Annotated in this window: 28 protein-coding genes; 3 read left to right on the forward strand and 25 right to left on the reverse strand. The window is 39.8% G+C overall.

Going from position 1 to position 25,212, the window contains the following annotated elements; all coding sequences use genetic code 11:
• Positions 1-213: 213 nt before the first annotated feature.
• The 3 genes from HB912_RS09305 (at position 214) to HB912_RS09315 (ending at position 2,674) form a co-directional block, all read left to right on the forward strand.
• The gene (locus HB912_RS09305; RefSeq protein ID WP_185374025.1) at positions 214-852 is read left to right on the forward strand and encodes a YigZ family protein; all 639 of its coding nucleotides are present in this window, start codon (positions 214-216) and stop codon (positions 850-852) included.
• Positions 849-1,400, forward strand: coding sequence for a GNAT family N-acetyltransferase (locus tag HB912_RS09310; RefSeq protein ID WP_185374027.1), 552 nt, complete (start codon positions 849-851; stop codon positions 1,398-1,400). The genes HB912_RS09305 and HB912_RS09310 overlap by 4 nt, the downstream gene beginning before the upstream one ends.
• Positions 1,401-1,618: 218 nt before the next feature.
• On the forward strand, positions 1,619-2,674 hold the full coding sequence (locus HB912_RS09315; protein ID WP_185374029.1) for an LCP family protein: 1,056 nt from the start codon (positions 1,619-1,621) through the stop codon (positions 2,672-2,674).
• 46 nt (positions 2,675-2,720) lie between these two features.
• Here the strand turns inward: HB912_RS09315 and HB912_RS09320 are convergent, their stop codons facing one another.
• The 25 genes from HB912_RS09320 to HB912_RS09440 all read right to left on the reverse strand — a co-directional run bounded on the left by HB912_RS09320 (position 2,721) and on the right by HB912_RS09440 (position 25,088).
• Positions 2,721-3,770: a glycosyltransferase family 4 protein gene (locus HB912_RS09320; protein WP_185374031.1), complete on the reverse strand. Its 1,050-nt coding sequence runs from the start codon at positions 3,768-3,770 to the stop codon at positions 2,721-2,723.
• Positions 3,771-3,790: 20 nt separating this feature from the next.
• Positions 3,791-4,906, reverse strand: a complete 1,116-nt coding sequence (gene menC / locus HB912_RS09325) for an o-succinylbenzoate synthase (protein WP_185374033.1) — start codon at positions 4,904-4,906, stop codon at positions 3,791-3,793.
• Positions 4,903-5,652, reverse strand: coding sequence for a WecB/TagA/CpsF family glycosyltransferase (locus tag HB912_RS09330; RefSeq protein ID WP_185374035.1), 750 nt, complete (start codon positions 5,650-5,652; stop codon positions 4,903-4,905). The genes menC and HB912_RS09330 overlap by 4 nt, the downstream gene beginning before the upstream one ends.
• Positions 5,653-5,747: 95 nt before the next feature.
• Positions 5,748-6,146, reverse strand: coding sequence for a single-stranded DNA-binding protein (locus tag HB912_RS09335; RefSeq protein ID WP_185374037.1), 399 nt, complete (start codon positions 6,144-6,146; stop codon positions 5,748-5,750).
• 243 nt (positions 6,147-6,389) lie between these two features.
• Positions 6,390-6,821, reverse strand: coding sequence for a 3-hydroxyacyl-ACP dehydratase FabZ (fabZ, locus tag HB912_RS09340; RefSeq protein ID WP_185374039.1), 432 nt, complete (start codon positions 6,819-6,821; stop codon positions 6,390-6,392).
• 25 nt (positions 6,822-6,846) lie between these two features.
• Positions 6,847-7,842, reverse strand: a complete 996-nt coding sequence (gene mreB / locus HB912_RS09345; protein WP_185374041.1) for a rod shape-determining protein MreB — start codon at positions 7,840-7,842, stop codon at positions 6,847-6,849.
• Positions 7,843-7,999: 157 nt separating this feature from the next.
• Complete coding sequence (gene murA, locus HB912_RS09350; RefSeq protein WP_036073176.1) at positions 8,000-9,301, reverse strand: UDP-N-acetylglucosamine 1-carboxyvinyltransferase; 1,302 nt, start codon at positions 9,299-9,301, stop codon at positions 8,000-8,002.
• Between the two features lie 218 nt (positions 9,302-9,519).
• Positions 9,520-9,747 (reverse strand): DUF1146 family protein, encoded by a 228-nt coding sequence (locus tag HB912_RS09355; protein WP_036073178.1) that lies wholly within the window; start codon positions 9,745-9,747, stop codon positions 9,520-9,522.
• Positions 9,748-9,861: 114 nt separating this feature from the next.
• Positions 9,862-10,263 carry a F0F1 ATP synthase subunit epsilon gene (locus HB912_RS09360; RefSeq protein WP_185374043.1) on the reverse strand — a complete coding sequence of 134 codons (402 nt, stop codon included), beginning with the start codon at positions 10,261-10,263 and terminating at the stop codon, positions 9,862-9,864.
• 21 nt (positions 10,264-10,284) lie between these two features.
• Complete coding sequence (gene atpD, locus HB912_RS09365; protein ID WP_185374045.1) at positions 10,285-11,706, reverse strand: F0F1 ATP synthase subunit beta; 1,422 nt, start codon at positions 11,704-11,706, stop codon at positions 10,285-10,287.
• Positions 11,707-11,781: 75 nt separating this feature from the next.
• Positions 11,782-12,654 carry a F0F1 ATP synthase subunit gamma gene (locus HB912_RS09370; RefSeq protein WP_185374047.1) on the reverse strand — a complete coding sequence of 291 codons (873 nt, stop codon included), beginning with the start codon at positions 12,652-12,654 and terminating at the stop codon, positions 11,782-11,784.
• A 40-nt stretch (positions 12,655-12,694) separates the two neighbouring features.
• Positions 12,695-14,209: a F0F1 ATP synthase subunit alpha gene (atpA, locus tag HB912_RS09375; RefSeq protein ID WP_185374049.1), complete on the reverse strand. Its 1,515-nt coding sequence runs from the start codon at positions 14,207-14,209 to the stop codon at positions 12,695-12,697.
• Positions 14,210-14,236: 27 nt separating this feature from the next.
• Positions 14,237-14,776, reverse strand: a complete 540-nt coding sequence (locus HB912_RS09380) for a F0F1 ATP synthase subunit delta (RefSeq protein ID WP_185374051.1) — start codon at positions 14,774-14,776, stop codon at positions 14,237-14,239.
• Entirely contained in the window at positions 14,773-15,285 is a 513-nt protein-coding gene (gene atpF / locus HB912_RS09385) for a F0F1 ATP synthase subunit B (protein ID WP_185374053.1), read from the reverse strand. The genes HB912_RS09380 and atpF overlap by 4 nt, the downstream gene beginning before the upstream one ends.
• A 94-nt stretch (positions 15,286-15,379) precedes the next feature.
• Entirely contained in the window at positions 15,380-15,598 is a 219-nt protein-coding gene (gene atpE / locus HB912_RS09390) for a F0F1 ATP synthase subunit C (RefSeq protein ID WP_003723467.1), read from the reverse strand.
• 52 nt (positions 15,599-15,650) lie between these two features.
• Entirely contained in the window at positions 15,651-16,367 is a 717-nt protein-coding gene (gene atpB / locus HB912_RS09395; RefSeq protein WP_036073190.1) for a F0F1 ATP synthase subunit A, read from the reverse strand.
• A gap of 6 nt (positions 16,368-16,373) precedes the next feature.
• On the reverse strand, positions 16,374-16,772 hold the full coding sequence (locus tag HB912_RS09400; protein ID WP_036073192.1) for an ATP synthase subunit I: 399 nt from the start codon (positions 16,770-16,772) through the stop codon (positions 16,374-16,376).
• A gap of 768 nt (positions 16,773-17,540) precedes the next feature.
• Positions 17,541-18,683, reverse strand: coding sequence for a non-hydrolyzing UDP-N-acetylglucosamine 2-epimerase (wecB, locus tag HB912_RS09405; RefSeq protein WP_185374055.1), 1,143 nt, complete (start codon positions 18,681-18,683; stop codon positions 17,541-17,543).
• 15 nt (positions 18,684-18,698) lie between these two features.
• Complete coding sequence (upp, locus tag HB912_RS09410; protein ID WP_036073198.1) at positions 18,699-19,328, reverse strand: uracil phosphoribosyltransferase; 630 nt, start codon at positions 19,326-19,328, stop codon at positions 18,699-18,701.
• A gap of 133 nt (positions 19,329-19,461) precedes the next feature.
• Positions 19,462-20,703 carry a serine hydroxymethyltransferase gene (gene glyA, locus HB912_RS09415; RefSeq protein ID WP_185374057.1) on the reverse strand — a complete coding sequence of 414 codons (1,242 nt, stop codon included), beginning with the start codon at positions 20,701-20,703 and terminating at the stop codon, positions 19,462-19,464.
• A 133-nt stretch (positions 20,704-20,836) separates the two neighbouring features.
• The gene (locus HB912_RS09420) at positions 20,837-21,244 is read right to left on the reverse strand and encodes an arsenate reductase/protein-tyrosine-phosphatase family protein (RefSeq protein ID WP_185374059.1); all 408 of its coding nucleotides are present in this window, start codon (positions 21,242-21,244) and stop codon (positions 20,837-20,839) included.
• Positions 21,241-22,287 carry an L-threonylcarbamoyladenylate synthase gene (locus HB912_RS09425; protein WP_185374061.1) on the reverse strand — a complete coding sequence of 349 codons (1,047 nt, stop codon included), beginning with the start codon at positions 22,285-22,287 and terminating at the stop codon, positions 21,241-21,243. Before HB912_RS09425 ends, HB912_RS09420 begins: the two co-directional genes overlap by 4 nt.
• Before the next feature lie 276 nt (positions 22,288-22,563).
• Positions 22,564-23,424, reverse strand: coding sequence for a peptide chain release factor N(5)-glutamine methyltransferase (gene prmC / locus HB912_RS09430; RefSeq protein WP_185374063.1), 861 nt, complete (start codon positions 23,422-23,424; stop codon positions 22,564-22,566).
• Positions 23,414-24,490 (reverse strand): peptide chain release factor 1, encoded by a 1,077-nt coding sequence (prfA, locus tag HB912_RS09435; RefSeq protein WP_185374065.1) that lies wholly within the window; start codon positions 24,488-24,490, stop codon positions 23,414-23,416. Before prfA ends, prmC begins: the two co-directional genes overlap by 11 nt.
• A gap of 19 nt (positions 24,491-24,509) precedes the next feature.
• Positions 24,510-25,088: a thymidine kinase gene (locus HB912_RS09440; protein WP_036073204.1), complete on the reverse strand. Its 579-nt coding sequence runs from the start codon at positions 25,086-25,088 to the stop codon at positions 24,510-24,512.
• Between the last annotated feature and the right edge of the window lie 124 nt (positions 25,089-25,212).

The following is a 25,212-nucleotide window of genomic DNA, read 5'->3' on the forward strand; positions in this document are numbered from 1 at the left end:
CCAAATAAGCGAAAAAATATAATTCATTTTGCCTATATAAAAGAGTAGAGATGTTTTTTTATCTATCTAAAGTAATAGTAATTTTCATTATAACATGAATTTGCTCCTACTTCACTTAGAACGGAAGTGTCTTTAAAAAATCTTATATATACATCCCCAGTAATTTCCGCTAAAATAGAAGCATAACTTAGCTTTTCAACTGAGGAGGCTACTATGCTAGATCATTATTTAACAATCCGCGAAGAGGGTCAGCATGAAATTAATGTTCAAAAATCACGGTTCATCTGCACAATTGCTCGTGCTTACTCGGAAGAAGAAGCCCAGAGCTTTATTGCTAAAATAAAAAAGGAATACTGGAACGCTACTCATAATTGTTCAGCCTATTTAATTGGCGACCGTTCAGAATTTCAAAAAGCAAGCGACGACGGCGAACCGATTGGTACAGCTGGAATCCCGATGCTTGAAGTTTTAAAAAAGAAGAATTTGCAAAACATCGTGGTTCTTGTTACACGTTATTTTGGTGGTACAAAGCTCGGAGCTGGTGGACTAATTCGTGCTTATGGAAGTGCTGTAAGTGAAGCTTGTCACGAAATCGGCATTGTGGAGCGAATTTTAGCTACACTGGTCTCATTTACTGTAAGTTACAGTCAACTTGGGAAATTCGAAAACGCACTTGCTCAAAAAAATTACAGCATTGCAGATAAACAATTCACTGACGTTGTAACTCTTTCCGTGTTTGTTGATGAAGACGACATTGATCCCTTTCTCGCATGGATGACAGAAGTTTCAAATGGTCAGATTCACTGCACACTTGGTGAAAAAAAATACTATGAAAGGGATGTATCACAATGAATGCTCATTTTTTAAGCGCTTTGCCCGACGAACTAACAACTAGTCGATTTGTACTCAAAAAAACGACACTCCAAGATGCCTTCCCGCTTTTTCAAATTTGGTCGGACAGCGCGGTCGCTGAATTTATGAATATCGAAAAATTTTCTTCCGTTTACCAGGCTGAAGAAATGATTAAAGCGATCACAGCCGAGCCTGATGCTATTCGATATACGATCTTTAGCCAAGAACAAGTGATTGGATCTTTTGGAATTAATGAAGTCAATGTGGCCAATAATACTGCTGAAATTGGTTATGAACTCGCACAAAAGTATTGGCGTAAAGGAATCATGACCGAGCTTCTTCGTGATTTTTTACCTTTTCTACAAGACAAACTCCATCTTTCTGGTGTTTATGCTAAAGTAATTCCTGAAAACACAGCTTCTACTATTCTGCTGAAAAAACTTGGTTTTGAAATATCTGGCGAAGCACACGAATGGGATCAAGACAACAAACAACTAAGCAAGGTACTGATTTTCGAGCACAGTTTCGAAAAAGCTTCTACGTTTTAAGGTTACAATTTTGAAAGGTTGCCAGTTTTTTATTTCTTTTTAATAAGTTTCGAGTATAATGAAAAGATGGCTATTGTATTACCTGATGATGATTCCCTTACAAAATTAAAGAAATCGTAATTTTCACGTAACAAAAAGTTCCGTGTAAAATGATACAATTAACCTTGTTGTGTTTGTTGTTAGCAAATCGAAAACGACAATTAAGGAGAAAATATTATATGGAAAATGGCTTTAATGGACGAAATCGAGCGTCCAAATATAAACGCCGCCGCAGAATTCTTTACTGGATTTTAATTCCGTTTTTACTTTTAATTCTTGTAGGAGTGGGTTATGGAACCTATCTTTTCAGCAAGACAAAGCTTGCGGCTGATAACTCTTTTGACGACGTACGAAATGGCCAAGCTTCAACGCTTAGAACCAAGGATATTGAACCCATTAAAGATAGTTTTTCTGTTTTAGTTATCGGTGTAGATACGAGTGAAAAACGCTCGTCTGACGGGAGACCACGTAGTGACTCATTAATTTTAGCCACATTCAACGTGAAAGACGCTCGTGTCGAAATGACAAGCATCCCACGAGATTCATACGTTCATATTGATTACCCGAAAAAAAATATAGATACTTATACGAAGATCAATGCCGCTCATGCTTATGGTGGTCCAGAACTAACCATGAAAACTGTGGAAGAAAAATTCCAAATCCCGATTGATTATTACGTTCGTTTCGATTTTGATGCGTTCTTAAAAATTGTAAACGCGCTAGATGGGATTGACGTTGATGTTCCTGTTTCTTTTACAGAGCAAAATTCTAAAGACGAAGCAGATGCTATCAGCTTGAAAAAAGGGAAACAGCGACTGGATGCAGAAGAAGCTCTAGCTCTTGCACGAACCAGACATATTGATAATGATATTGAACGTGGTAAAAGACAGCAACTTATCATTAAAGCCATTGTTGATGAGGCGACTAAAATCACTTCTATCAATAAGTACTCTAGTATTATTGATGCTGTTGGAGATAATATGAAAACAAACTTGTCTTTCAATCAGATGATCTCAATTGCTAAATTTTCAATGACCAATGATATTAAAATGAAATCACTCAGCTTAAAAGGGAGTGACGCTCCACAAAATGGAGTCTATTACTATCAACTTGATGAAAATTCAGTTGAAAGCGTGGCAAACAAATTTGCTTCCGAGCTGAATATCTCGAAGCCCTTCCCAAATGCCTTACCATATGAAGATTCTAAATCTTCATCAACCGCAGATTCTGAATAAAAAAAGCGAGTCAACCTTCGAAGGTTGACTCGCTTTTTAGATTACTCTATTTTCGTTTTCGATGAATCTTCTGTAAAACATTCAAAATCGGACGATAATCTTCTCCCACAAGCCCAATAAATTCAACAATCACCTCAACACAGATAATCATCAAAAGAAGCAATATGATGGATCCCCAAGCAGTTGAAACAGAGAATACAAATGCTGTTAAGGAAAACAATAATGCCATACTATAAATTAACAGCACAGTTTGCCTTTCAGTGAACCCAAGCGCCATCAAACGATGATGAATATGAGAACGATCAGCTGAAGAAATCGGCATTTTCTTTTTCAAACGACGGACGATCGCAAAAAATGTATCTGACACCGGGACTCCAAGGATAATAAGCGGAACAAGCAACGATATAAACGTGACATTCTTAAAGCCCATCAGCGAGAGGATTGCTATCATATACCCAAGAAATAGTGATCCCGTGTCCCCCATAAAAATAGAAGCTGGCGGAAAGTTAAAGATTAAAAAAGCAAAAACAGAAGCCACTAAAAGAATGGCCACAGGAGCAACAAAAGCATCCTTCAAAAGCAATGCCATACCAGCAATCGTTGTAAGTGCAATGATTGACACGCCACCAGCTAATCCGTCTAGACCATCAATCAAATTCACAGCATTGATAATAGCAGTAATCCAAATAATGGATAACGGAATAGACAACAAACCAAAATCAAGCTGCCCATAAAACGGGACATTAATAAATTCAATAGTCACATGCCCCCAAACCGTCACACAAAGCGCCGCTACAATTTGTCCAATCAGTTTAATTTTAGGCGACAGTTCGATAATGTCATCGACTACCCCTGTCGCAACCACAATCAAAGCTCCAATATACACAGGAATAAAACCCGTTCGGTCAATTGGAGCCAAAAAAAAGGCTACAGAAAAACTAATAAATATGGCTAGTCCACCAAGCGTTGGTGTAATCCGTTTATGATTGTGTCGTTCACGAGGGGCGTCCACGGCACCTACAGCATTCGCAAATCTTCGAACGATAGGAATAAGAAGAACTCCAAGCCCAAACGCCAAAATGATCCAAATATACAAACTGATTTCAGCTCCGATCTTTAATCTAGCAAAATGGTTTCAAATGACTCTGCAAAACGACTTAACGCTTGTTCATCAATTTCAACACCGATTCCTAATCCTTCTGGCACATAAATTTTTCCATTTATCAGTTCAAAATTCTGTTTAATTATATCCTGTTCAAAATATCGATCAGTTGCAGAAATATCACCTGGAAACTGAAATTCGTTTCGTGCAGCAAGCGCAACATTATACGCTCTACCAACCCCAGCCTCAAGCATTCCACCACACCAAACGATCATTTCTCTTTGCTTGCAAAACTCCGCAATCCGAAGAGCTTCATGCAAGCCCCCAACTCTAGCCATTTTCAAATTAATTGCCCGACAGCTTCCAAACGCAAACGCTTGTTTAACATCTTCTAAGCTTCGTATGTTTTCATCTAGACAAACAGCCATTCTTTCTAATCTTTTTTGTAACTCAGCATGAAGCCACAAGTCTCGCACACCAAAAGGCTGCTCAAGCATCGTGATATTTAATTGATCCAACCTCAAAAGATCGTTTAAATCCTCTTCTTTATAAGCAGAATTAGCATCCGCTAAAAGTGGTAATTCAGGAAATTCATCACGAACCGCTTTAAGATAAGAAAAATCTGCACCTGGTTGAATTTTAACTTTTACTCTGCCATACCCTGCTGAAACATAAGAACGAACTTTCTCTACAAGTGATCGTTTATTTTTCTGAATTCCAATACTAACGCCTACAGAAATTTCCTTTTTCTTTGCCCCGATAAAATGAGCTAAGCTTGTTTTTTGCCTTTTAGCAAATAAATCGTAACAAGCAGATTCGACGGAAGCCTTAGCCATCTCATTCCCTCTAATCCAAGCGAATATTTGGCTAACTTGTTCCGGCTGTTCAATCTCTTTCCCACTAAGTTCTTCTAGCAGGAAATCTGTAACTACCTGCTTAGCCCCCTCAAGTGTCTCTTCTGTATAATCAGGTAACGGGAAAGCTTCAAGTTCCCCGTAACCAATATTTCCCAACTCGTCCTCTAGTCCAATCAAGTAAAAACTCTTTTGATGCAATATCCCGTAGCTAGTTCGAAACGGGCTCACAAGTGGCAGATGCACTTTGTATAAATAAGCTTTATTTAGCTTCATTTATTTACACTTTCTTTCCTTTTTCTTTCTCGATTAACCACATGTAGAAATTGTGGGAGTGCTAAAAACCTGCGCCACCTTGTTGGATTCGTTGCGATTCGATATAACCATTCAAGACGCATCTTGATCATGATCTTTGGCGCGCGCTTCGCTGTCCCTGATAAGATATCAAATGAACCGCCAACTCCCATAAATATTCCTTTCGAGAAAGAGCGGTAATGTGAAACAATCCAATTTTCTTGAGCAGGCGAGCCTAATGCAACAAATATAAAGTCCGGTTCGCATTTCTGAATCTCTTGAACAATCTGTTCACTTTCTCCGTCAGAAAAGTAGCCATGCCTGCAACCTGCAACTTGAAGTTGCGGATAATTTTCTTTCAGTACTAATTGGAGAGCTTGGCTGACTTCCGGCTTAGCCCCAAGAAAAAAGATTTTTAAATTTTTCTGAGCAGCATGTTCCAAAATTCCAACCATCGTGTCAAATCCTGTCACACGTTCATTCAGCGGAAGCCCAAATTTTTCTGCAGCTAATATAATTCCAATTCCATCAGCAGTAATATAATCCGCTTGCAAAATCGTTTCTTTAAATTGAGAATTTTTTTTCGCACTCATCACGATTTCAGGGTTTGCCGTTACTACAAATTTTTTTTCCTGATTTTCCGCTTTTTGGAGCAACTCATCAATAAATTGCTGCTGTGTAGTACGATAAAACGGAACTCCTAGGATTTCCACTGTTTTCTTTTCCATAATTAACTCCTAAAAAAATCTATATATCCAGTTTATCATAAAAGTAATCAGCTTCCTATTCCAAGTTCAATAAAAACCACTAGAAAATCGGATCATCATAAATCATTTGTAGTTTCATTCGTCTCATCCTCATTATTTCCTTGCATACTGGATTCTTTTTCTTTTAAATTCCCTCTATTTGAGCTCAGATAGCGGATTTTCCTCACCAGAACTTCTACTACAAATACACGTTTTTCTTCTTTATTAAGATAACTTCTTGTTTGTAGTTCTCCCACAACTCCTATAAGCGTTCCTTTATCACAGTAATGAGACATTTCTTCAGCTCGCTTTCCCCAAGTAACACAAGGGATAAAGTCTGCATCTTGTTCGTGTCGTTTAGCTTTCCCAAAGCGATTTAACGCTAGTGTAAAGTTTAGTACTGTCTTATCATCAGCAGTAAATTGTAATTCAGGATCTTTGGTGAGCCTTCCAACTAAAGTTACTTGATTAATCATAATTTCTAGCACCTCTTTCTTAGTTTTAGATGCTAGTTTAGCTATAATTTATTCCTTTGTAAAAAGCTGAAAATTTCTTTTCAGCAGACTTATCCCTCGTCAAAAAATTATTTTCCGCCTGAATAAAATTTGTTTTTTCTATTCATAAACTGGTCCAAAAACTTTTTTTAGTATATTGAACAAGTTACAAGAGCATGGTACTATACAAAAACTCGATCCAGTATTGAATCGAGTTTTGACATTCTATTCAGCTTCACTTAAAGCAACCATTATCTCTGCTTCGCAAACCGTTTCACCATCAACAGTTGCTTTTACATTTGCTTTTGCAATTGAAGCTCTAAATCTTGTAATTTCAGCTTCTAGACGAAGTTGATCTCCTGGAACTACTTGTCTTTTAAACCGACATTTATCAATCCCTGCAAAAAGTCCAATTTTTCCTTGATTTGCTGGATCTTGAACCACTGCTAATCCACATGCCTGCGCCAGCGCTTCTACAACCAAAACTCCTGGCATAACTGGATATTCTGGAAAGTGTCCATTAAAAAACGGTTCATTGGCAGTCACATTTTTAATAGCTACAACACGTTTTCCTTCCTCTAGTTCAATTACTCGATCAACCAATAAAAATGGATATCGATGCGGCAACAGCTCTTTAATTTGTTTGATATCTAACAAATCTATCCCTCACTTCATTTAGAAATTAAAGCCAGCTTCGTTTTTTACTTCCAAGCGACTCTAGTAAAACACCAGTCCCTAAAGCCACCACATCAAGTGGGCGTTCAGTGATTAGCACGGGTACTTTCAATCGCTCAGCCATCAAATCTGTAAGTCCATGAAGAAGCGAACCACCACCAGTCATAATAATTCCTCGGTCAATGATATCAGCTGAAAGTTCAGGAGGTGTTTTTTCCAACACTTGTCGAGCTGAATGTACAATATTTTCTAACGACTCATGAAGCGCTTCTTCAATTTCGTCACTAGAGATTGTGATCGTTTTAGGTAGTCCGCTTACTAAATCACGTCCACGAATTTCCATTGTTTCCGTTCTAAATCCTGTAACGGCGGTTCCAATCGTCATTTTCAATGTTTCAGCTGTACGTTCACCAATTAGAAGTTTATACTTTCTCTTTATGTATTGTAAAATGTCTTGATCCCACTGTGTACCAGCAACTTTAACAGATTGGCTAGTTACAATTTCACCCATGGATAAAACAGCAATATCTGCCGTTCCACCTCCAATATCGATCACCATATTACCACTCGGCTCAAAAATTTCCATCCCGGCACCAATTGCAGCAACTTTTGGTTCTTCTTCTAAAAAAATTTGCTTTCCTCCACTTTTCTCAGCTACTTCGCGAATTGCTTTTTGCTCCACAGAAGTAATATTTGTTGGGCAACAAATTAATACTCGAGGTCGCGAGAAAAATGTTCTCAAGTTCAATTTCTGTAAGAAAAAATGAAGCATTTCTTGAACCATATCAAAATCAGCAATAACCCCATCTTTCATTGGCCGAATCGCTGTTATATCTCCTGGAGTTCTTCCGACCATATTGTATGCTTCTTCACCAACAGCTAGCACACGTCCTGTTTTATTATTAATTGCAACAACTGAGGGTTCATTTACGACAATTCCTTGTCCTTTTACATGAATTAATACATTTGCTGTTCCTAAGTCAATCCCTACGTCTTTTGCCAAAATTATTCCCCTTTCTTCGGTGATTCGATCTTTCTTCACATCTCATTTTGAATTATAGCACAATTTATATCTCGCTGAAATGCTTTTCTTGACTTAATTTAGCTACAAAAAAAGAGGCCTTAAAACAAGGCACTCTTTCAAACTAAAAACCAACTTATTATTTCATTTCAAAAACAGCTTCAAGACCTTTTTCTTTGACTACTTGATCATCTACACGTTCAATATCAGCACCAAGCGCTCTAAGTTTTAAATGGAAATCTGTATAACCACGATCTAAGTATTTCAATTCGGTAACCTGTGTATATCCATCTGCTTCTAATCCTGCAAGAATCAGAGCCGCTGCTGCACGCAAGTCAGTTGCAGCTACTTCAGCTCCTTGCAGTTTAGCAGGACCATTAATAATAACAGAATTTCCTTCAATTTTCATATCCGCATTCATACGTCGCATTTCCTCTACATGCATGAAACGATTTTCAAAAACTGTTTCCGTCATTACACTTGTGCCCTCACTAAGCATCTGAATAACCATCATTTGAGATTGCATATCAGTTGGAAATCCTGGGTGCGGCATGGTTTTTACATCTACCGGTTTTAGCTTATCAGGACCGATGACACGTAGTCCGTTTGCTTCTTCAATAATTTGAACACCCATTTCTTCTAATTTTGCAATTAGTGAGCTTATATGTTCAGGAACAGCATCTTCTACGAGAACATTTCCTTTTGTGATAGCAGCTGCAATCATAAAAGTACCAGCTTCGATGCGGTCTGGAATGATAGAATGTTCTGTAGCTGTTAGTTCCTTCACACCTTCAATTCGAATAACTTCCGTTCCTGCACCAATGACGCGCGCGCCCATTTGGTTTAAGAAGTTTGCTAAATCAACTATTTCAGGTTCACGTGCAACGTTTTCGATGACAGTCGTTCCTTCAGCAAGAGTCGCAGCCATCATAATATTTTGAGTAGCACCAACGCTTGGGAAATCAAGATAAATTTTTGCTCCTTGCAGTTTTTCAGCCGTAGCTTCAATATAACCATTTTCTATTTTGACTGTTGCCCCCATTGCTTCAAAACCTTTTAAGTGTAAATCAACGGGTCTTGAACCAATCGCGCATCCACCAGGAAGAGCAACGCGAGCTTTACCAGTACGAGCTAGTAATGGTCCCATTACTACAATTGAAGCTCTCATTTTTCGAACATATTCAAAAGGCGCATCCGATGAAATTTCACCCGTTGCATCCACTGTTACAATATCATCCTTAAAATGAACATCAGCTTGCAAGTATTTTAGCACTTCATTGATCGTATAGACATCTGATAATCTTGGTACATTACTAAGTACACTCGTTCCTTTGCTTGCTAAAAGCGTAGCAGCAATCACAGGTAAAACCGCATTCTTTGCTCCTTCAATCTTCACGCTGCCGTTCAACTGTTTTCCGCCACGAACTATTATCTTTTCCAACGTTATCCCTCCGTACTACTCAAACTTCTAATAATTTTTATGTCAACTATTTATCTTTGTCATCATTTCGTAAAATATAAGCACCTTGATTATTTTACCATCATTACGTATTACATTCAACTTTCTTTTCCCGGACAATTAGCCTTTCAAATTATATTAAATATTTATCTTTATAATTATTCACGGAAAACGCTTTTTTTAAACACATTAATTAAAAATTAATGTAACAATTGTCTAAAAACGGCTAAAAAATCAATGAAAAAGCTACTCAAAAAATAACCGATTACTATAGCAAGAATTGCGAAAAGCAGTCTTGCTTGTATCACGTGGTTTTTTCGTAAAAATTTTTCATAGTTAATTGATTGAAGTGCCCAAAACGTGATTATTATAAAAATTAAATGTGAAAGAATTACTGTAAGAGGCTGTTCCATAACGATATTGTACAAATCTATTCACTCTCCTCAAAACGTTCTTTTCCATTCTATCAAAAAAAGAATTGGAAATACATTTTCTTGTCCTGAAAAAAACTCTCAACCTTTGTGGTTGAGAGTTTGTCTGTTTTAATGATTTTTTGTGTGAATTCGATTGATTGCTTTTTGAAGAGCAACTTGTGCCGTAATGGCATCAACCTTCTGCTCTTTGGCTTCTTTCAATCGTTGTTCAGCATGTTCTTTCGCACGCTCAGCGCGGTCAATATCAATATCTTGCTCACGCTCAGCTGTATCCGCCAAAATATTTACTTCTTCACCGTTTACTTCCATGAATCCTCCATTTACAGCAATCCACTCTTCTCCTGAATCTTGTTTCAAACGAACAATATCAATTTTAAGCGGAGCTACAAGCGGAACGTGTCCATGCAAGATACCAAGCTCGCCAGCTTTTGTTCTGGCAATCACCATATTTGCATTACCTTCAAAAACAGGGCCATCTGGAGTAACGACACTTACTTTTAATTCGCTCATACGTATCTCCTCCTGTTTTTATCAGACTTCGATTCCTTGGCTTTTTGCTTTTTCTAGGACTTCTTCAATACGACCTACAGAACGGAAAGTATCCTCTGGAATATGGTCATATTTACCAGCTAGAATGTCTTTAAACCCTTTAATTGTTTCTTTAACAGGGACATAAGAACCAGGTTGTCCAGTAAATTGTTCAGCTACGTGGAAATTCTGTGACAAGAAGAACTGTACGCGACGTGCACGTGCAACAGCTTGTTTGTCATCATCAGAAAGTTCATCCATACCTAGGATAGCAATAATATCTTGTAGCTCACGATAACGTTGCAATAATTGTTGCACCTGTGTAGCGACTTCATAGTGTTCTTCTCCCACAATTTCAGGGGAAAGTGCACGAGAAGTAGACGCTAGCGGATCAACCGCTGGATAAATCCCTTGTTCTGTCAATTTACGTTCAAGGTTAGTCGTTGCATCCAAGTGAGCAAACGTAGTGGCTGGAGCCGGATCCGTATAGTCATCGGCAGGCACATAAATTGCTTGAATAGATGTAACAGAACCAACATTTGTCGATGTAATCCGTTCTTGCAATTGTCCCATTTCTGTTGCAAGCGTTGGTTGGTAACCAACGGCAGAAGGCATACGGCCAAGTAAGGCAGATACTTCTGAACCAGCTTGAGTAAACCGGAAAATGTTATCAATGAAAAGTAGTACATCTTGATGCTCTACATCACGGAAATATTCTGCAATAGTCAAACCAGTTAGCGCTACACGCATCCGAGCACCTGGCGGCTCATTCATTTGACCAAACACCATCGCCGTTTTTTCAATAACACCAGATTCTTTCATTTCAAAATAAAGGTCATTACCTTCACGTGTACGTTCACCAACACCAGCAAATACAGAAATCCCGCCGTGTTCTTGTGCAATATTATTGATCAGTTCTTGAATAAGGACGGTTTTTCCTACACCCGCACCACCAAATAGACCAATTTTACCACCTTTAACATATGGTGCTAGCAAATCAACGACTTTAATACCCGTTTCTAGAATTTCAGTTGTTGTCGATAGCTCATCAAATGTAGGAGCGGAACGGTGGATTTTATTTCGTTTCACGTCACCTTCAATTGGTGCATCTAAATCAATAGTATCACCTAAAACGTTAAATACACGTCCAAGTGTCACTTGTCCAACAGGAACTGTTATTGGACTTCCTGTATCAATTACATCCATACCTCTTTGTACACCATCAGTGGATGCCATCGCAATTGTACGAACAACATCATCACCCAACTGAATAGCTACTTCTAAGGTAAGACTTCTTGTAGTTTTTTCTTCTGACTGAGCTGGATACTCCACAGTAAGGGCATTGTAAATTTCAGGCAGATCGCCGCCATCAAATTTCACATCGACTACTGGTCCCATTACTTGGATTACTCGTCCTTTCGTCATGCGATTATTCCTCCTCACTTACCTTCCCAAAAGGGTTCGCATGGGCTGAAGTCTGCTTCAAATAGCACCAATAGGCTATTCGAGTGCGGCCGCACCACCAACGATTTCGGTAATTTCTTGCGTGATCGCCGCTTGGCGAGCACGGTTATATTGAAGCGATAAGTCACTAATTAAATCAGATGCATTATCTGTCGCGCTACGCATCGCTGTCATTCGGGCAGCATGTTCAGCAGCTTTGGCATCTAATAACGCACCAAAAATTAAGCTTTCCACATATTGCGGAAGTAAAACTTCTAAAATTTCTTGTTCGGATGGTTCAAATTCATACACAGTCATATCATGCTCGTTTTCTTCCCCCGCTTCATGAAACTCTGTAAGCGGAAGAAGCTGTTCATTTCGAAGTTCATTTGAAATCGAGTTGATATGATGAATGTAATGAATGAACAACTCATCATAAACACCATCTTCAAACATTTGCACAGCATTGCTCGCAATGTCTTTAATTTCGGCGAAAGCCGGGTGATCAGAAAGCCCTTCAATTTCTAGAACAATATTCATACCACGAGCTTTGAAAAAATCTCGTGCAGTTCGCCCTACAACAATGAGTGCATACTCATCACTTGAATTATGCTTCGTTGTGATATCCTGATAAACTTCTTTAATGACAGAGCTGTTATATGAACCAGCAAGTCCAGTGTCAGAAGTAATCACGATATAACCTGTCCGTTTTACAGGTCTCGAAACGAGCATTGGGTGATCTGAGCTATTCCCTGTTGCCGCAACATTCGTAACGACATCACGAATCTTCGAAACATAAGGTGCGTAAGCTTTTGCATTCGCTTCAGCACGCCCCAGTTTAGACGCAGAAACCATCTGCATGGCTTTTGTGATCTGACTGGTTTTCCTTGTCGAAGTAATTCGCTGTTTAATATCAATTAAAGATGCCACAGATTTTCACCACCTTATTTCTTGCAACCCTTAGAAGAAATTATTTTTCCTCACTAGGAACAAAAGTATTTTTGAATTCATCCAGTGCGCTGTTCAATTTTGCTTCATCTGGAAGAGATTTTGTAGTCCGAATTTCGTCTAGTAATTCTGCATGATTATGATCAAACCACGTATTCATTTCAGATTCAAAGCGTAAGACATCATGAACTGGGATGTCATCTAAATAGTTGTGAACAAGCGCATAAAGAATGAGTACTTGTTTTTCAACTTTTAAAGGTTTGTGTAAATCTTGTTTTAACACTTCAACCGTGCGTTTCCCTCTTTCGAGTTTTGCACGTGTCGCCGCGTCTAAATCAGATCCAAATTGTGAGAATGATTCAAGTTCACGATATGCAGCAAGATCAAGCCGTAGTGTACCAGCCACTTTCTTCATTGCTTTGATTTGCGCAGAACCACCAACACGTGATACAGATAAACCAGCATTAATCGCTGGACGAACCCCAGAGAAGAACAAATCAGACTGTAAGAAAATCTGTCCGTCAGTTATGGAGATTACATTTGTTGGGATATAAGCAGAGATATCGCCTGCTTGTGTTTCAACAAATGGAAGTGCTGTAATCGATCCCCCGCCAAGTGCATCACTTAGTTTGGCAGCACGTTCTAAAAGACGCGAATGCAAGTAGAAAACATCCCCCGGATAAGCTTCACGACCTGGAGGACGACGAAGAAGCAAGGAAAGTTCGCGGTATGCAGCCGCTTGTTTCGATAGATCATCATAAACGATTAAAACGTGTTTTCCGTTATACATAAATTCTTCGCCCATTGCTACACCAGCATATGGTGCAAGATAAAGTAGAGGTGCTGGCTGTGAAGCTGCTGCTGTTACAACGATTGTATAATCCAGCGCACCATATTTACGGAGCGTTTCAACTGCTGTACGAACGGTTGATTCTTTTTGGCCGATCGCAACATAAATACAAATCATATCTTGGTCAGCTTGATTCAAAATTGTATCAATCGCAACAGATGTTTTACCTGTTTGCCGGTCTCCAATGATCAACTCACGTTGTCCACGACCAATTGGTACTAAAGCATCAATTGCCTTAATTCCTGTTTGTAACGGTTCAGAAACAGATTGCCGTTGCATTACGCCAGGCGCCACTGCTTCAATAGGGCGCGTTTTAGTTGTTTCAACTGAGCCCAGACCGTCAACTGGTCGACCAAGTGGATCAACAACACGTCCGATAAGCGCGTCACCAACAGGTACTTCCATAATTTTTCCAGTACGACGAACTTCATCGCCTTCACGAATTTCCGTGTAAGGGCCTAAGATGATGATACCTACATCATTTGTTTCTAGGTTTTGTGCCATTCCCATTACACCATTTGAGAACTCTAACAATTCTCCGGCCATTGCATTATCAAGTCCATGTGCACGCGCGATCCCATCACCGATATAAGTAACTGTACCTACTTCACTTACTTCCAAATCGCTTTGATAGTTTTCGATCTGCTGCTTTATAATGGAACTGATTTCTTCAGCCTTAATGCTCATCAATTTCACCCCTTGAAAAAACGGGAACTAAGCTTTAATTTGCCGTTCCATGTTCTTTAATTTCGTTTTTAAACTGTCATCGTAAATGCGAGTCCCAATCACGACACGAACTCCGCCAATAAGCGATTTATCGACATGATTGTGAATATGAAGCTTCTTCTTGTCCAACTTCTTGGCAAATACAGCAGAAAGCGATTCTTTTTCTTGATCTGAAAGTGGAATAACTGAGTAAACATCTGCCTCAGCAATTCCTTCCAAATCATTCACTCGTTCTTTATAAAGATCAGCAATAGCTATCAAGTAATCTTCACGCCCGCGGTCAATCAGTAAGAAGATAAAGTCCCGAAGCGTTTCATTTACATCTTTAAACACAGAACCAGCAAGATTCTTTTTTTGCTCTGTTGTAAGAGTTGGATTTTCAAGTAGTTTTACAAAATCCTCATTTTCAATTAAAGCTTGTTTAATTGCGGAGAGTTCTTCACCAAATTCATGAATTTGGTTTTTCTCCTCAGCCACTTGGAAAATGGCTGTAGCGTAACGGCTTGCGACTTCTAAATCTTTACTCATTTTTCATCGCCTAGCCTTTCGATATAATCTTGAATGAGATCGTTTTGTGCTTTTTCATCCAGATTTTTTTCGATTACTTTAGAGGCAATCAGAACAGATAAGGAGCCGACTTGCTCGCGAAGAGCCGAAATAGCTTCTTCTTTTTCGCGAACAATCTCGTTTTTCGCTTCTTCTTTTTGGCGTTCTGATTCGGAACGTGCTTGTTTAATAATTTCTTCACGCTCTTTTTCACCAAGCTGTTTAGCATTTTCAATCATTGTTTGTGCTTCTACACGAGCTTGTTTCAAAACTTCACGTTGTTCATCAAGAAGTTTTTCAGCTTGTGAACGGCTTTCTTCAGCCGAATCAATTTCAGAAGCAATATGCTCTTCACGTTCTTTCATAACATTCATTAGTGGCTTCCAAGCAAAAATGCGGATCAGTACTAATAAAAGCGCGAAAGTAAAGAGTGTAAATAGACTATCGCCTATTGTAAAAGCAGAACCTACTACTAAATGTGGTTGTAACACGCCTGTTTCACTCCTTTCCAAACATTCGCTAAAACTAAATTATATTTCAAGAAACGGGGAAAAACCCCGATCACTTCGCGATTCGTGGTTTTAATTACTTATTTAGAACCATGAACGCGATAACAACAGCGATGATTGGAAGGGCTTCAACTAAACCAATACCAATAAACATAATCGTTTGTAGCATCGAACGAGCTTCTGGTTGACGAGCAACACCTTCAACAGTTTTTGAAACAATAAGACCATTACCAATACCTGCACCAAGTGCACCTAATCCTACTGCGATTGCAGCTGCAATAACACCTAAAGACATAATTTAATATCCTCCTTAAAATTCCTGTTTAATTTGTTTCATTTATTAAAGCTTAATGTTCATCACTAACTTTGTGTGACATATAAACCATTGTCAACATGGTAAAAATATATGCTTGGATAGCACCGATGAATACGGAGAACCCTTGCCATAAGAGTGCTGGAATGATTGCGAGTACACCTGTAAAAATGTTGATGTGTGCAAGCTGAGTCGCAATAATAGAAAGTAAAACTTCACCAGCAAAGATGTTTCCGTAAAGCCGTAAGCCAAGTGTTAGCGTATTAGCAAACTCCTCAACTACTTTTAACGGGAATAAGAATTTCATTGGACTCAAATATGTGCCCATGAAATAATGTTTGAATCCGCGCATCTTGACACCATAATAATGAGTAAGCGCAAGTATCATAATGGCAAGTGTTAATGTTACAATCGGATCCGCTGTGGGTGAACGCCACCAAACTTCATCGTGAACTGCAACAGATGTAACAACACCGAGCATGTTCGCTACGAAAATATACATAATTAGCGTAATCCCTAAAACATGAAATCTTCCTCCAGTTTTCCAGTCCATATTACTACCAATGATACCTCGAACAAAGTCCATGACCCATTCAATAAAATTTTGCTTCCCAGCCGGGCGGCGTTTTAAATTGCGGGTACAAAGAATAGCGATCAAAAGTACGATCACACATGTAACAGTAATCATCACTAGATTGGAAAGGTTAAAATCCAAGCCTAGAAAATGGACTATGGGAAAGTTTTCTTCCAATTTGGTTCACCCCTCTCTTTTTGTTAACTTTTTTCTCCGATATAAGGAATACAGTATAAAGTCCAAGAAAATAACAGCATAAGCAATTCCTAAGCCAGTAAGCATACTGTAAACATGAAAGTACTCAGGGAGCTGAGTGGCAATAATTGTCGCAAGTAGGACACTTCCCATTCTTGCAACAGTCCCGATACCGTAAAAGTTTCGGTTTTCTGCAAGAGCCTTTGTCATCGCTTGCGTTCGTCTCATAAGTAGCCAGTAATTAAACCAGCCTACGATTAGACCAAGTTTCAGACCTAAGAAGATATGTACATATGGCGTAAGAAACCAGCCTACAAGACAAACTCCAATAAATACCATGAGATACTTTTGATGGCGATGATACATTCCTATTAGCGACTCTAACATTTGATGCCGTCCTTTCTTTTTCATGCATGTCAATCGTCTCACTTGCAAAATTGCAAACTTAATCGGAGTGAGCAGCTAAACTTTGTGAAATACGACACACCTAGAACCTTCTATCCCTCTTCTTCCACTAATGAAAGCCTTAACACCGTGTCCTTTCTAGAATACAACAGTGAAAAGATAAAAGTCAATATCGTACCACATTTCATTCTGCGCCTACGTTCTTATAGTATCACATTTCTCAGGTGTTCAGAAAACATTTGATTGTTTTTTTGTTTACTTTTTTGTAAAGGCTTATCGCATGAAATCCATAGCTCAAGTTCGTTTCCATAAACACCTCCGATACTTAGAAAAGCCTACTCAAAAAACAAGTATATGATTTCACAAACTTAAGAAAATAAAAAGCCTTTCACAATTGTAAAAGGCTCTCATTTCTTTAAAATCGAGAATTTGAAAGCACTTTTCTACTGAAAAAGAACACAAAAGCAGTTCTTTCACTCCCCGATTGATAGTCCCCTTCAAAGCCGCAACTCTATTTCTGTCAGCAATTTTTGCCGGCGGGAATAAAAGAATGCATTGCAGCGCTCTATCCCTTGATGAATGAAAGTACGTTTCTAGGTCCATTTGATTGATAACATTGAACATATTATCACATGTTACAAAAAAGCTCTACCCTTAATCCCTTATGTAATAAACATGTAATAATAAGGCGTTTTCATTTAACCGAAAAAGAAACAGACAGTCTCCTTACTGGATAACTGCCTGTTTACATCAATTTGTTTTAAAATCCGCTGGTCGTTCTGTATCGTTAAAATAAGAAGAAATCGCTTCAAGGATTCGCTTAGACGCTTCTCCGTCTCCATATGGGTTACTTGCTTGACTCATTTTCTGATGCTCTGCTGGGTTATCAAGTAGCAATAAAGCTTCGCTAATTAGAGCTTCTTTTTGAGTACCAATTAATTTTAACGTCCCAGCTTCCACACCTTCCGGCCGTTCAGTTGTGTCACGTAAAACCAAGACCGGAACCCCCATTCCTGGCGCTTCTTCTTGTACACCGCCTGAATCGGTAAAAACTAAGTAAGATTTTTTCAAGAAATTATGGAAGTCAATCGCATCTAATGGCTCAATCAAATGAATTCGATCGTGTCCGCCAAGAATGCTGAGAGCCTTTTCTCTTACAGCAGGATTTTTATGCATCGGGTAAACGAGTTCAACATCCGGGCGCTCTTCAACAATCTTACGCACACCTTCGAACATTCCTTGCATCGGTTCGCCGAGGTTTTCCCGTCTGTGAGCTGTCATTAAAATCAAACGATGATCCCCCAAGGCATCTAAAATCGGATGTGAATAGTCTTCCTGTACTGTTGTTTTTAATGCATCAATTGCTGTATTTCCCGTTACAAAAACGGTCTCCGCCTTCTTATTTTCACGCAGTAAATTTTCTTTTGCCGTATCCGTTGGTGCAAAGTGCAGATCAGCTAAAACCCCTGTAAGTTCGCGGTTCATTTCTTCAGGAAACGGTGAGTACTTATTCCATGTTCTTAGCCCTGCTTCCACATGCCCGATTGCTGTTTGTTCATAAAACGAAGCTAAACCAGCAGCAAAGCTTGTTGTCGTATCTCCATGGACAAGCACAATGTCAGGTTGTTCCTGCTTGATTGTTTCGACTAGACCAGATAAAACTCGTGATGTTATATCACTTAGCGTTTGACCCGCTTTCATAATATCTAAATCTACATCTGCTTCGATATTAAAAATCTGCATAACCTGATCAAGCATTTCTCGATGCTGCGCCGTTACGACTACAACCGACTCGAACCGATCCGAATTTTCCTTAAGTGCATGGACGAGTGGTGCCATTTTAATTGCTTCAGGCCTTGTCCCAAAAACACTCATCACTTTAATTTTTGCCATATCCCTCAACCTCTTCTATTTTGTTCCGAATAAACGATCGCCCGCATCTCCCAAGCCGGGGATAATATATCCGTCTTCGTTTAGTTTTTCATCAAGCGCTGCAATATAAATATCTACATCTGGATGTGCTTCTTGAAGGGCTTTAACACCTTCTGGAGCCGCTACTAGGCACATAAATTTCATATTTTTCGCACCGCGTTTTTTAAGTGAATCGATCGCCATAATTGCTGAACCACCCGTTGCAAGCATGGGGTCAACAACAATGAAAAGTCTTTCTTCAACGTCAGAAGGAAGTTTCACAAAGTACTCGACAGGTTCAAGCGTTTCATGATCTCGGTATAACCCAACATGTCCAACTTTTGCCGCAGGAATCAATTTTAAGATTCCGTCTGTCATTCCAAGACCTGCACGCAAAATAGGAACAACACCGACCTTTTTCCCTGCAAGTGACTTCGCTTTTGTTTTTTGAATAGGTGTTTCGACCATTGTTTCTTCGAGTTCCATATCACGAGTAATTTCATACGCCATTAAAGTGGCCACTTCATCGACAAGTTCACGAAATGCTTTCGTCCCTGTTTCTTTATCGCGAAGAATAGTTAGCTTGTGTTGAATTAATGGATGACTTGTTACATGTACTTCTGACATTTCCGTTCCGCTCCTTTTTCATATCGAAATTTCTCTTCTTAATTGTATCAGAAGACAGCTCAAGTGCAACAGAAAAAATCGTCTTCATAGAAAAACAAGATAGAAAATAAACTTCTCTACCTTGTTTCTCTTTTTACATATCTTCATATAACGGATAATTTTGCATAAAGCTTATCACTTCTGCTTGTACCTCATCTAAAATAGCTTGCTCATTCAAATGATGCAGCACTTTAGCAATAAGTTCCCCAACCTTAACCATTGCTTCCTCGTCGAATCCTCGTGTTGTTACGGCCGCTGTCCCAACACGAATCCCACTTGTTACAAACGGACTTTCCGTTTCAAACGGAATAGAATTCTTGTTCACTGTAATACCAACAGAATCAAGCGCTATTTCTGCATCTTTCCCCGTAATGCCTAACGCTTTTAAATCAATCAATAGCAAATGATTATCTGTTCCATTCGTTAACACATCAACCCCATTTTCTTGTAAAGTCGCAGCTAACTGTTTCGCATTTTTAATAATTTGAGCTTGATATTCCTTGAATTCAGGTTGTAAGGCTTCACCAAAGGCTACTGCTTTTGCCGCAATAATGTGCATGAGTGGTCCACCTTGGATTCCCGGAAAGACAGCTTTATCAATTTTTTGTCCCCATTTTTCTTTCGCAAGAATCATTCCGCCTCGAGGACCTCGAAGCGTTTTATGCGTTGTCGTTGTGACAAAATCTGCGTACTCTACAGGGTTTTGATGAAGACCCGCAGCAACAAGTCCGGCAATATGAGCCATATCAACCATGAAAAGCGCACCCACCTCATCAGCAATTTCGCGAAACTTCGCAAAATCAATTGCCCGTGGATAAGCACTTGCTCCCGCTACAATTAATTTTGGCTTCGTTTGAAGCGCTACTTTCCGAACTTCATCATAATCAATTTGCTTCGATTCAGGGTCAACGCCATATTCCTCAAAATGATATAGCACACCGCTAAAATTCACAGGACTCCCGTGCGTCAAATGCCCTCCATGCGCTAAATTCATGCCGAGAACTTTATCCCCAGGCGAAAGCACCGCCTGATAAACAGCCATATTAGCTTGCGCTCCTGAGTGAGGCTGAACATTGGCATAATCCGCATGAAAAAGCTCTTTTGCTCGGTCCCTTGCCAAGTTTTCAACAATATCAACATATTCGCACCCGCCATAATATCGCCGTCCCGGATACCCTTCCGCATATTTGTTGGTCAAGACAGATCCCATAGCTGCAAGAACTTGTTCACTTACAAAGTTTTCCGATGCGATTAGCTCAATGTTATTTCTTTGTCTTCCGAGTTCCAAGTGAATTGCATTAAAAACCTCAGTATCTCCTTTTTGCAGATAAACCAATACACCCAACCTCCTATTTTTTTGTTTTTTGTCGAATTCTTCATTTCAATTATCTCTATCATTACGCAAAAAAAAATAAAAAGCAAGCGTTTTGTAAGACTTTTTAGTAAATTTAGAAAGTGAACACTTTCACTTATAGAAAGCGTTCGGAAATAGCCGTTTCTAAGGCATTAAAAGCAGCTCGGTACTCCGCTACTCCACCAGAAAACGGGTCAAAAACATCCACGCCATCTGGTGAAATAAGCGCCATTTTCTTTTCTTCTGCAGGAAAAATCGACCGAAGTAAGGCTAACTGAGCCGAAGTCATCACAAAAATTTTGTCCGCCCACATTAAGTCTTCTTGGTGAAGTAAATGGGCTTCATGAGAAAACAAAAGCCCCTTATCCTGTAAAATTTGCCTCGCTCCAGTTGAAAGCGGAGCTCCTTCTTCCGCACTCAGTCCTCTCGAACGAACCAAGATATCTGGCCTAGCCGCTCGAAGAATTCCTTCTGCCATTGGACTGCGACAAGTATTCCCCGTACAAATTAGCAACACATTCATCGCGGTAATTCACTTGTTTCATTTAAATATTTATTTCCCGCGGCTTTCTCAAGTCGGTTCATCACCGCATCCCCAATTCCATCTTTTGAGAACGTTTCTGCGAGTATCAAAGTCGTATCTGTGTGGTCAAACAATCGCAATCCATCATACAAACGCCTTGCGATTTCGTCCATCTGAGCCCGGCTCCCAATTTTAATTTTCATTACCGGCTCTCGAATTTCCGCCGCGAGCTCATCCGAAAGTAGCAATCCTACTTTTTCGCCTCGGTCAAGACCACGCTTGATTTGTTTATCCCAAAAGGCAGCTCCCCCTTCAACGAGATAAACCGGCGCAAGAGGTGCATAATGTGTATATTTCATTCCCGGCGCCTTCGGAACTTCTTCTTTTTGCGGGATGTTTCGAGCAGAACGAACTTCTCCAATAACTTCCTCAATTTGCTCCGTTGAAACACCACCTGGCCGCAAAATCACTGGTGTATCAGAAGTCACATCTAGCACAGTTGATTCGAGACCAACACCAGTGCTTCCTCCATCAATGATCGCCGAAATTCGTCCACTCAAATCTTCTTCTACGTGTCGAGCAGTTGTCGGACTTGGACGTCCGGAGCGATTGGCACTGGGAGCAGCAACCGGCCGATTCGTAATCCGTAGTAGCTCCAAGCCAACAGGATGAACGGGCATCCGAACCCCAACTGTCTTTAGGCCCGCCGTGACACTTTCTGCAAGCACTCCGGGTTTAATTGGTAAAATCAGCGTAAGCGGTCCTGGCCAAAAGGCTTCCATTAGTTTCTCCGCCTTTTCAGGAACCTCGGCGATAAACTCCTGCATTTGCTTAGCATCCGCAATATGAACAATTAATGGATTATCGGATGGACGACCTTTCGCTTCATAAATTTGCTTGACCGCATCTGGATTTGTCGCATCAGCACCAAGACCGTAAACTGTTTCTGTTGGAAAGGCCACTGTCTCTCCAGAACGAAGCAATTCTGCTGCTTCCTGATAGATTTCTTTTCCTTGATCAATATTCCAAAGTTTTGTTTCCATCTTTTATACTCCTTTTTTCGCCTTCTTGTCTTATTCTAACTTCTTTCCCACTCGTTTTACAATCTTTTGTGGCTAAAAAGTTATCCCCAGATTGTGGATAATAACTTGTTCCCTGGGGATAACTTAATGTGGATTTGTGGATATCTGTCCCAAACCCTGTTTCAGACTGCCTTAACAAAGAATAATTTACATTTTTGAACCCCTTTCCCCAAGAAGTTATCCACAAACTGATGCGTGGTACGCTACAAAAAAAGACACGACTCCTCAGTCAATGTCTCAATTTAACAAATTCGAACAAACTACAATGCGATCTTTTTGATTGATATCTCGGTGAATATAGGTCTTCGCTTCTGGAAAGGTCGATGTAAATAAGGCTTGCACCGCTTCCCCTTGCGTATAACCAATTTCAACCGCCACTAAGAATCTATCATTCAGCACATGAGGCAAGTCCTTTATAAGGCGCTCATAAATTGCTAAGCCATTTTTTTCCGCAAAGAGAGCTAGCTCTGGTTCGTTCGCAAGAACGTAAGCCGACATCTCTTGTTTCTCGCGTTCAGCAATATAAGGGGGATTCGCGACAACGATATCAAAAGTTTGTCCCTCGTGCTTAAAAGCATCCAGCAAATCAGTCTCAACCAAAGTCACCGGGGCATCAAGTGCTAAACTGTTTTTTCGTGCAACAGCCAGTGCGCCAGCTGAAATGTCCGAAGCAAAAACCTCCAGCTCTGGAAAAAGTTTCTTTAAAGAAATCGCAATGATGCCACTTCCTGTGCAAACATCAAGTACTGTTTTTTGTTTATTTTTCTTTAGAAACTGCTCGCACAGCAAGACAAGTTCCTCTGTTTCAGGTCGCGGGATTAATACATTTTGATCCACATAAAAGTCGTACCCATAAAACGGGGCAATGTTCAAAATGTACTGCACAGGTTCGCCATTTAAGTAACGATCAAAGTCTGCCTTAAACTGAAGCTCATGCTTTTCCTCTAAAATGCGGTCAAAGCTCGACCAAAGTTCTGTTCTTTTTAGCCCGAGCCTTGTTTCAAGTAAAATCTCTGCTGCATTCAAATCCAAGTTCCGCGCTTTTAAAATTTGAGCCGCTTCATGAAGAATTGAACCAATTGTTTGCTTATTCGGCATCGTTTAAGTGCTCCAATTTACTTGTCTGATCTTCTAAAATAAGCGCATCGATGATTTCATCCAACTTGCCTTCCATAATTTGATCGAGTTTTTGAATCGTCAAACCAATCCGGTGATCGGTCACTCGGTTTTGAGGATAGTTGTATGTCCGAATTCGCTCAGAACGGTCACCCGTCCCAACTGCCGATTTCCGGTTTGCATCATACTCTTCGCGTGCTTCTGTCTCAAATTTATCATAAACCCGAGCACGCAAGACTTTCATCGCTTTTTCTTTATTCTTGATTTGGGAACGCTCATCTTGCATCGAGACAACAATCCCCGTTGGAATGTGCGTAAGCCTTACAGCCGACATCGTCGTATTAACACTTTGTCCGCCAGCACCAGTTGAAGCAAAAGTATCCACACGAATATCTTTATCCTGTAAATCCACTTCTACATCTTCTGCTTCTGGCAAAATAGCAACCGTTGCCGTAGACGTGTGAATCCGTCCGCCCGATTCCGTTTCTGGAACCCGCTGCACACGGTGAGCTCCATTCTCATATTTCAAGCGCGAAAACGCCCCCGCTCCATTTATCATCACGATAATTTCTTTGTAACCACCGATTCCCGTTGGGCTCGCATCCATCACATCAACCTTCCAGCCACGTGACTCTGCATATCGACTGTACATCCGGAACAAATCTCCCGCAAAAAGAGCGGCTTCATCGCCGCCTGCTGCACCACGAATTTCCATGATAACATTTTTATCATCATTGGGATCTTTCGGTACAAGAAGCAATTTTAATTTTTCTTCCAGCTCCGCTTTTTCTTCTTGCAGACCACTTAGCTCTTCTTTCGCAAGTTCACGCATCTCATCATCCAGTTTTTCAGACAAAAGCTCCTTCGTTTCGTCAATACCAGAGGTTACTTCTTTATAGTGACGATACGTTTCCACTGTTTCTGCAATACTAGATTGTTCTTTTGATAAATCACGCAATTTTTTTGCATCCGCAACTACTTCCGGGTCACTTAATAACTCATTTAGTTCATCATAGCGGTTTTCAACCGCTTGCAAACGATCATACATTGATTTCATCCCTCACCTTTCATTGATCGATTGGCGGATGCGCATGACACTTTCTGCAAACCGGATAATACTGGTCATTTCCGCCAATTAAAATTTGTTCTCCTGTATAGACAGGCTTTCCTTCTTCATCAACACGCAAAACCATTGTTGCTTTTTTCGCGCAAAACCAACAAATAGTCTTCATTTCTTCAATTTTATCTGCATACAGCAACAGATATTTCGATCCTTCAAACAACTCATTCCTGAAATCATTTTTTAGCCCATAAGCAATAACAGGAATCCCAAGCTCATCCACAATATGCGCAAGTTGAAAGACATGGTGTTTCTCAAGAAATTGTGATTCATCTAGCAGAACACAACTAGGGCGTGGTTCAATTGCCTTTACCTGTTCAAAAATATTCGTATCAGAAAAAACCGGAATCGCATCCCGTTTTAAGCCAATTCGACTTGAAACAACACCCACCTGGTCACGATTATCAATACCAGACGTAAAAATCACAACCGGCTTATTTTGTTCCTCATAATTATGTGCTACTTTCAAAATTTCAATCGTTTTCCCACTGTTCATCACACCATAACGAAAAAATAACTGTGCCATAAATCCATACCCTCTTTTCTAAAACTCTTTTCCTATTCTACCACAGTCCCTAAAAAAATTGGATAGGGAAGCAAGAAATTTCGATTTTGCTTAAAGAAAGAAGCTCGGCTACTTTTGGCCGGGC

Origin of the sequence: Listeria aquatica, from assembly GCF_014223975.1 — a bacterium.
Taxonomy (GTDB): Bacteria; Bacillota; Bacilli; order Lactobacillales; family Listeriaceae; genus Listeria; species Listeria aquatica.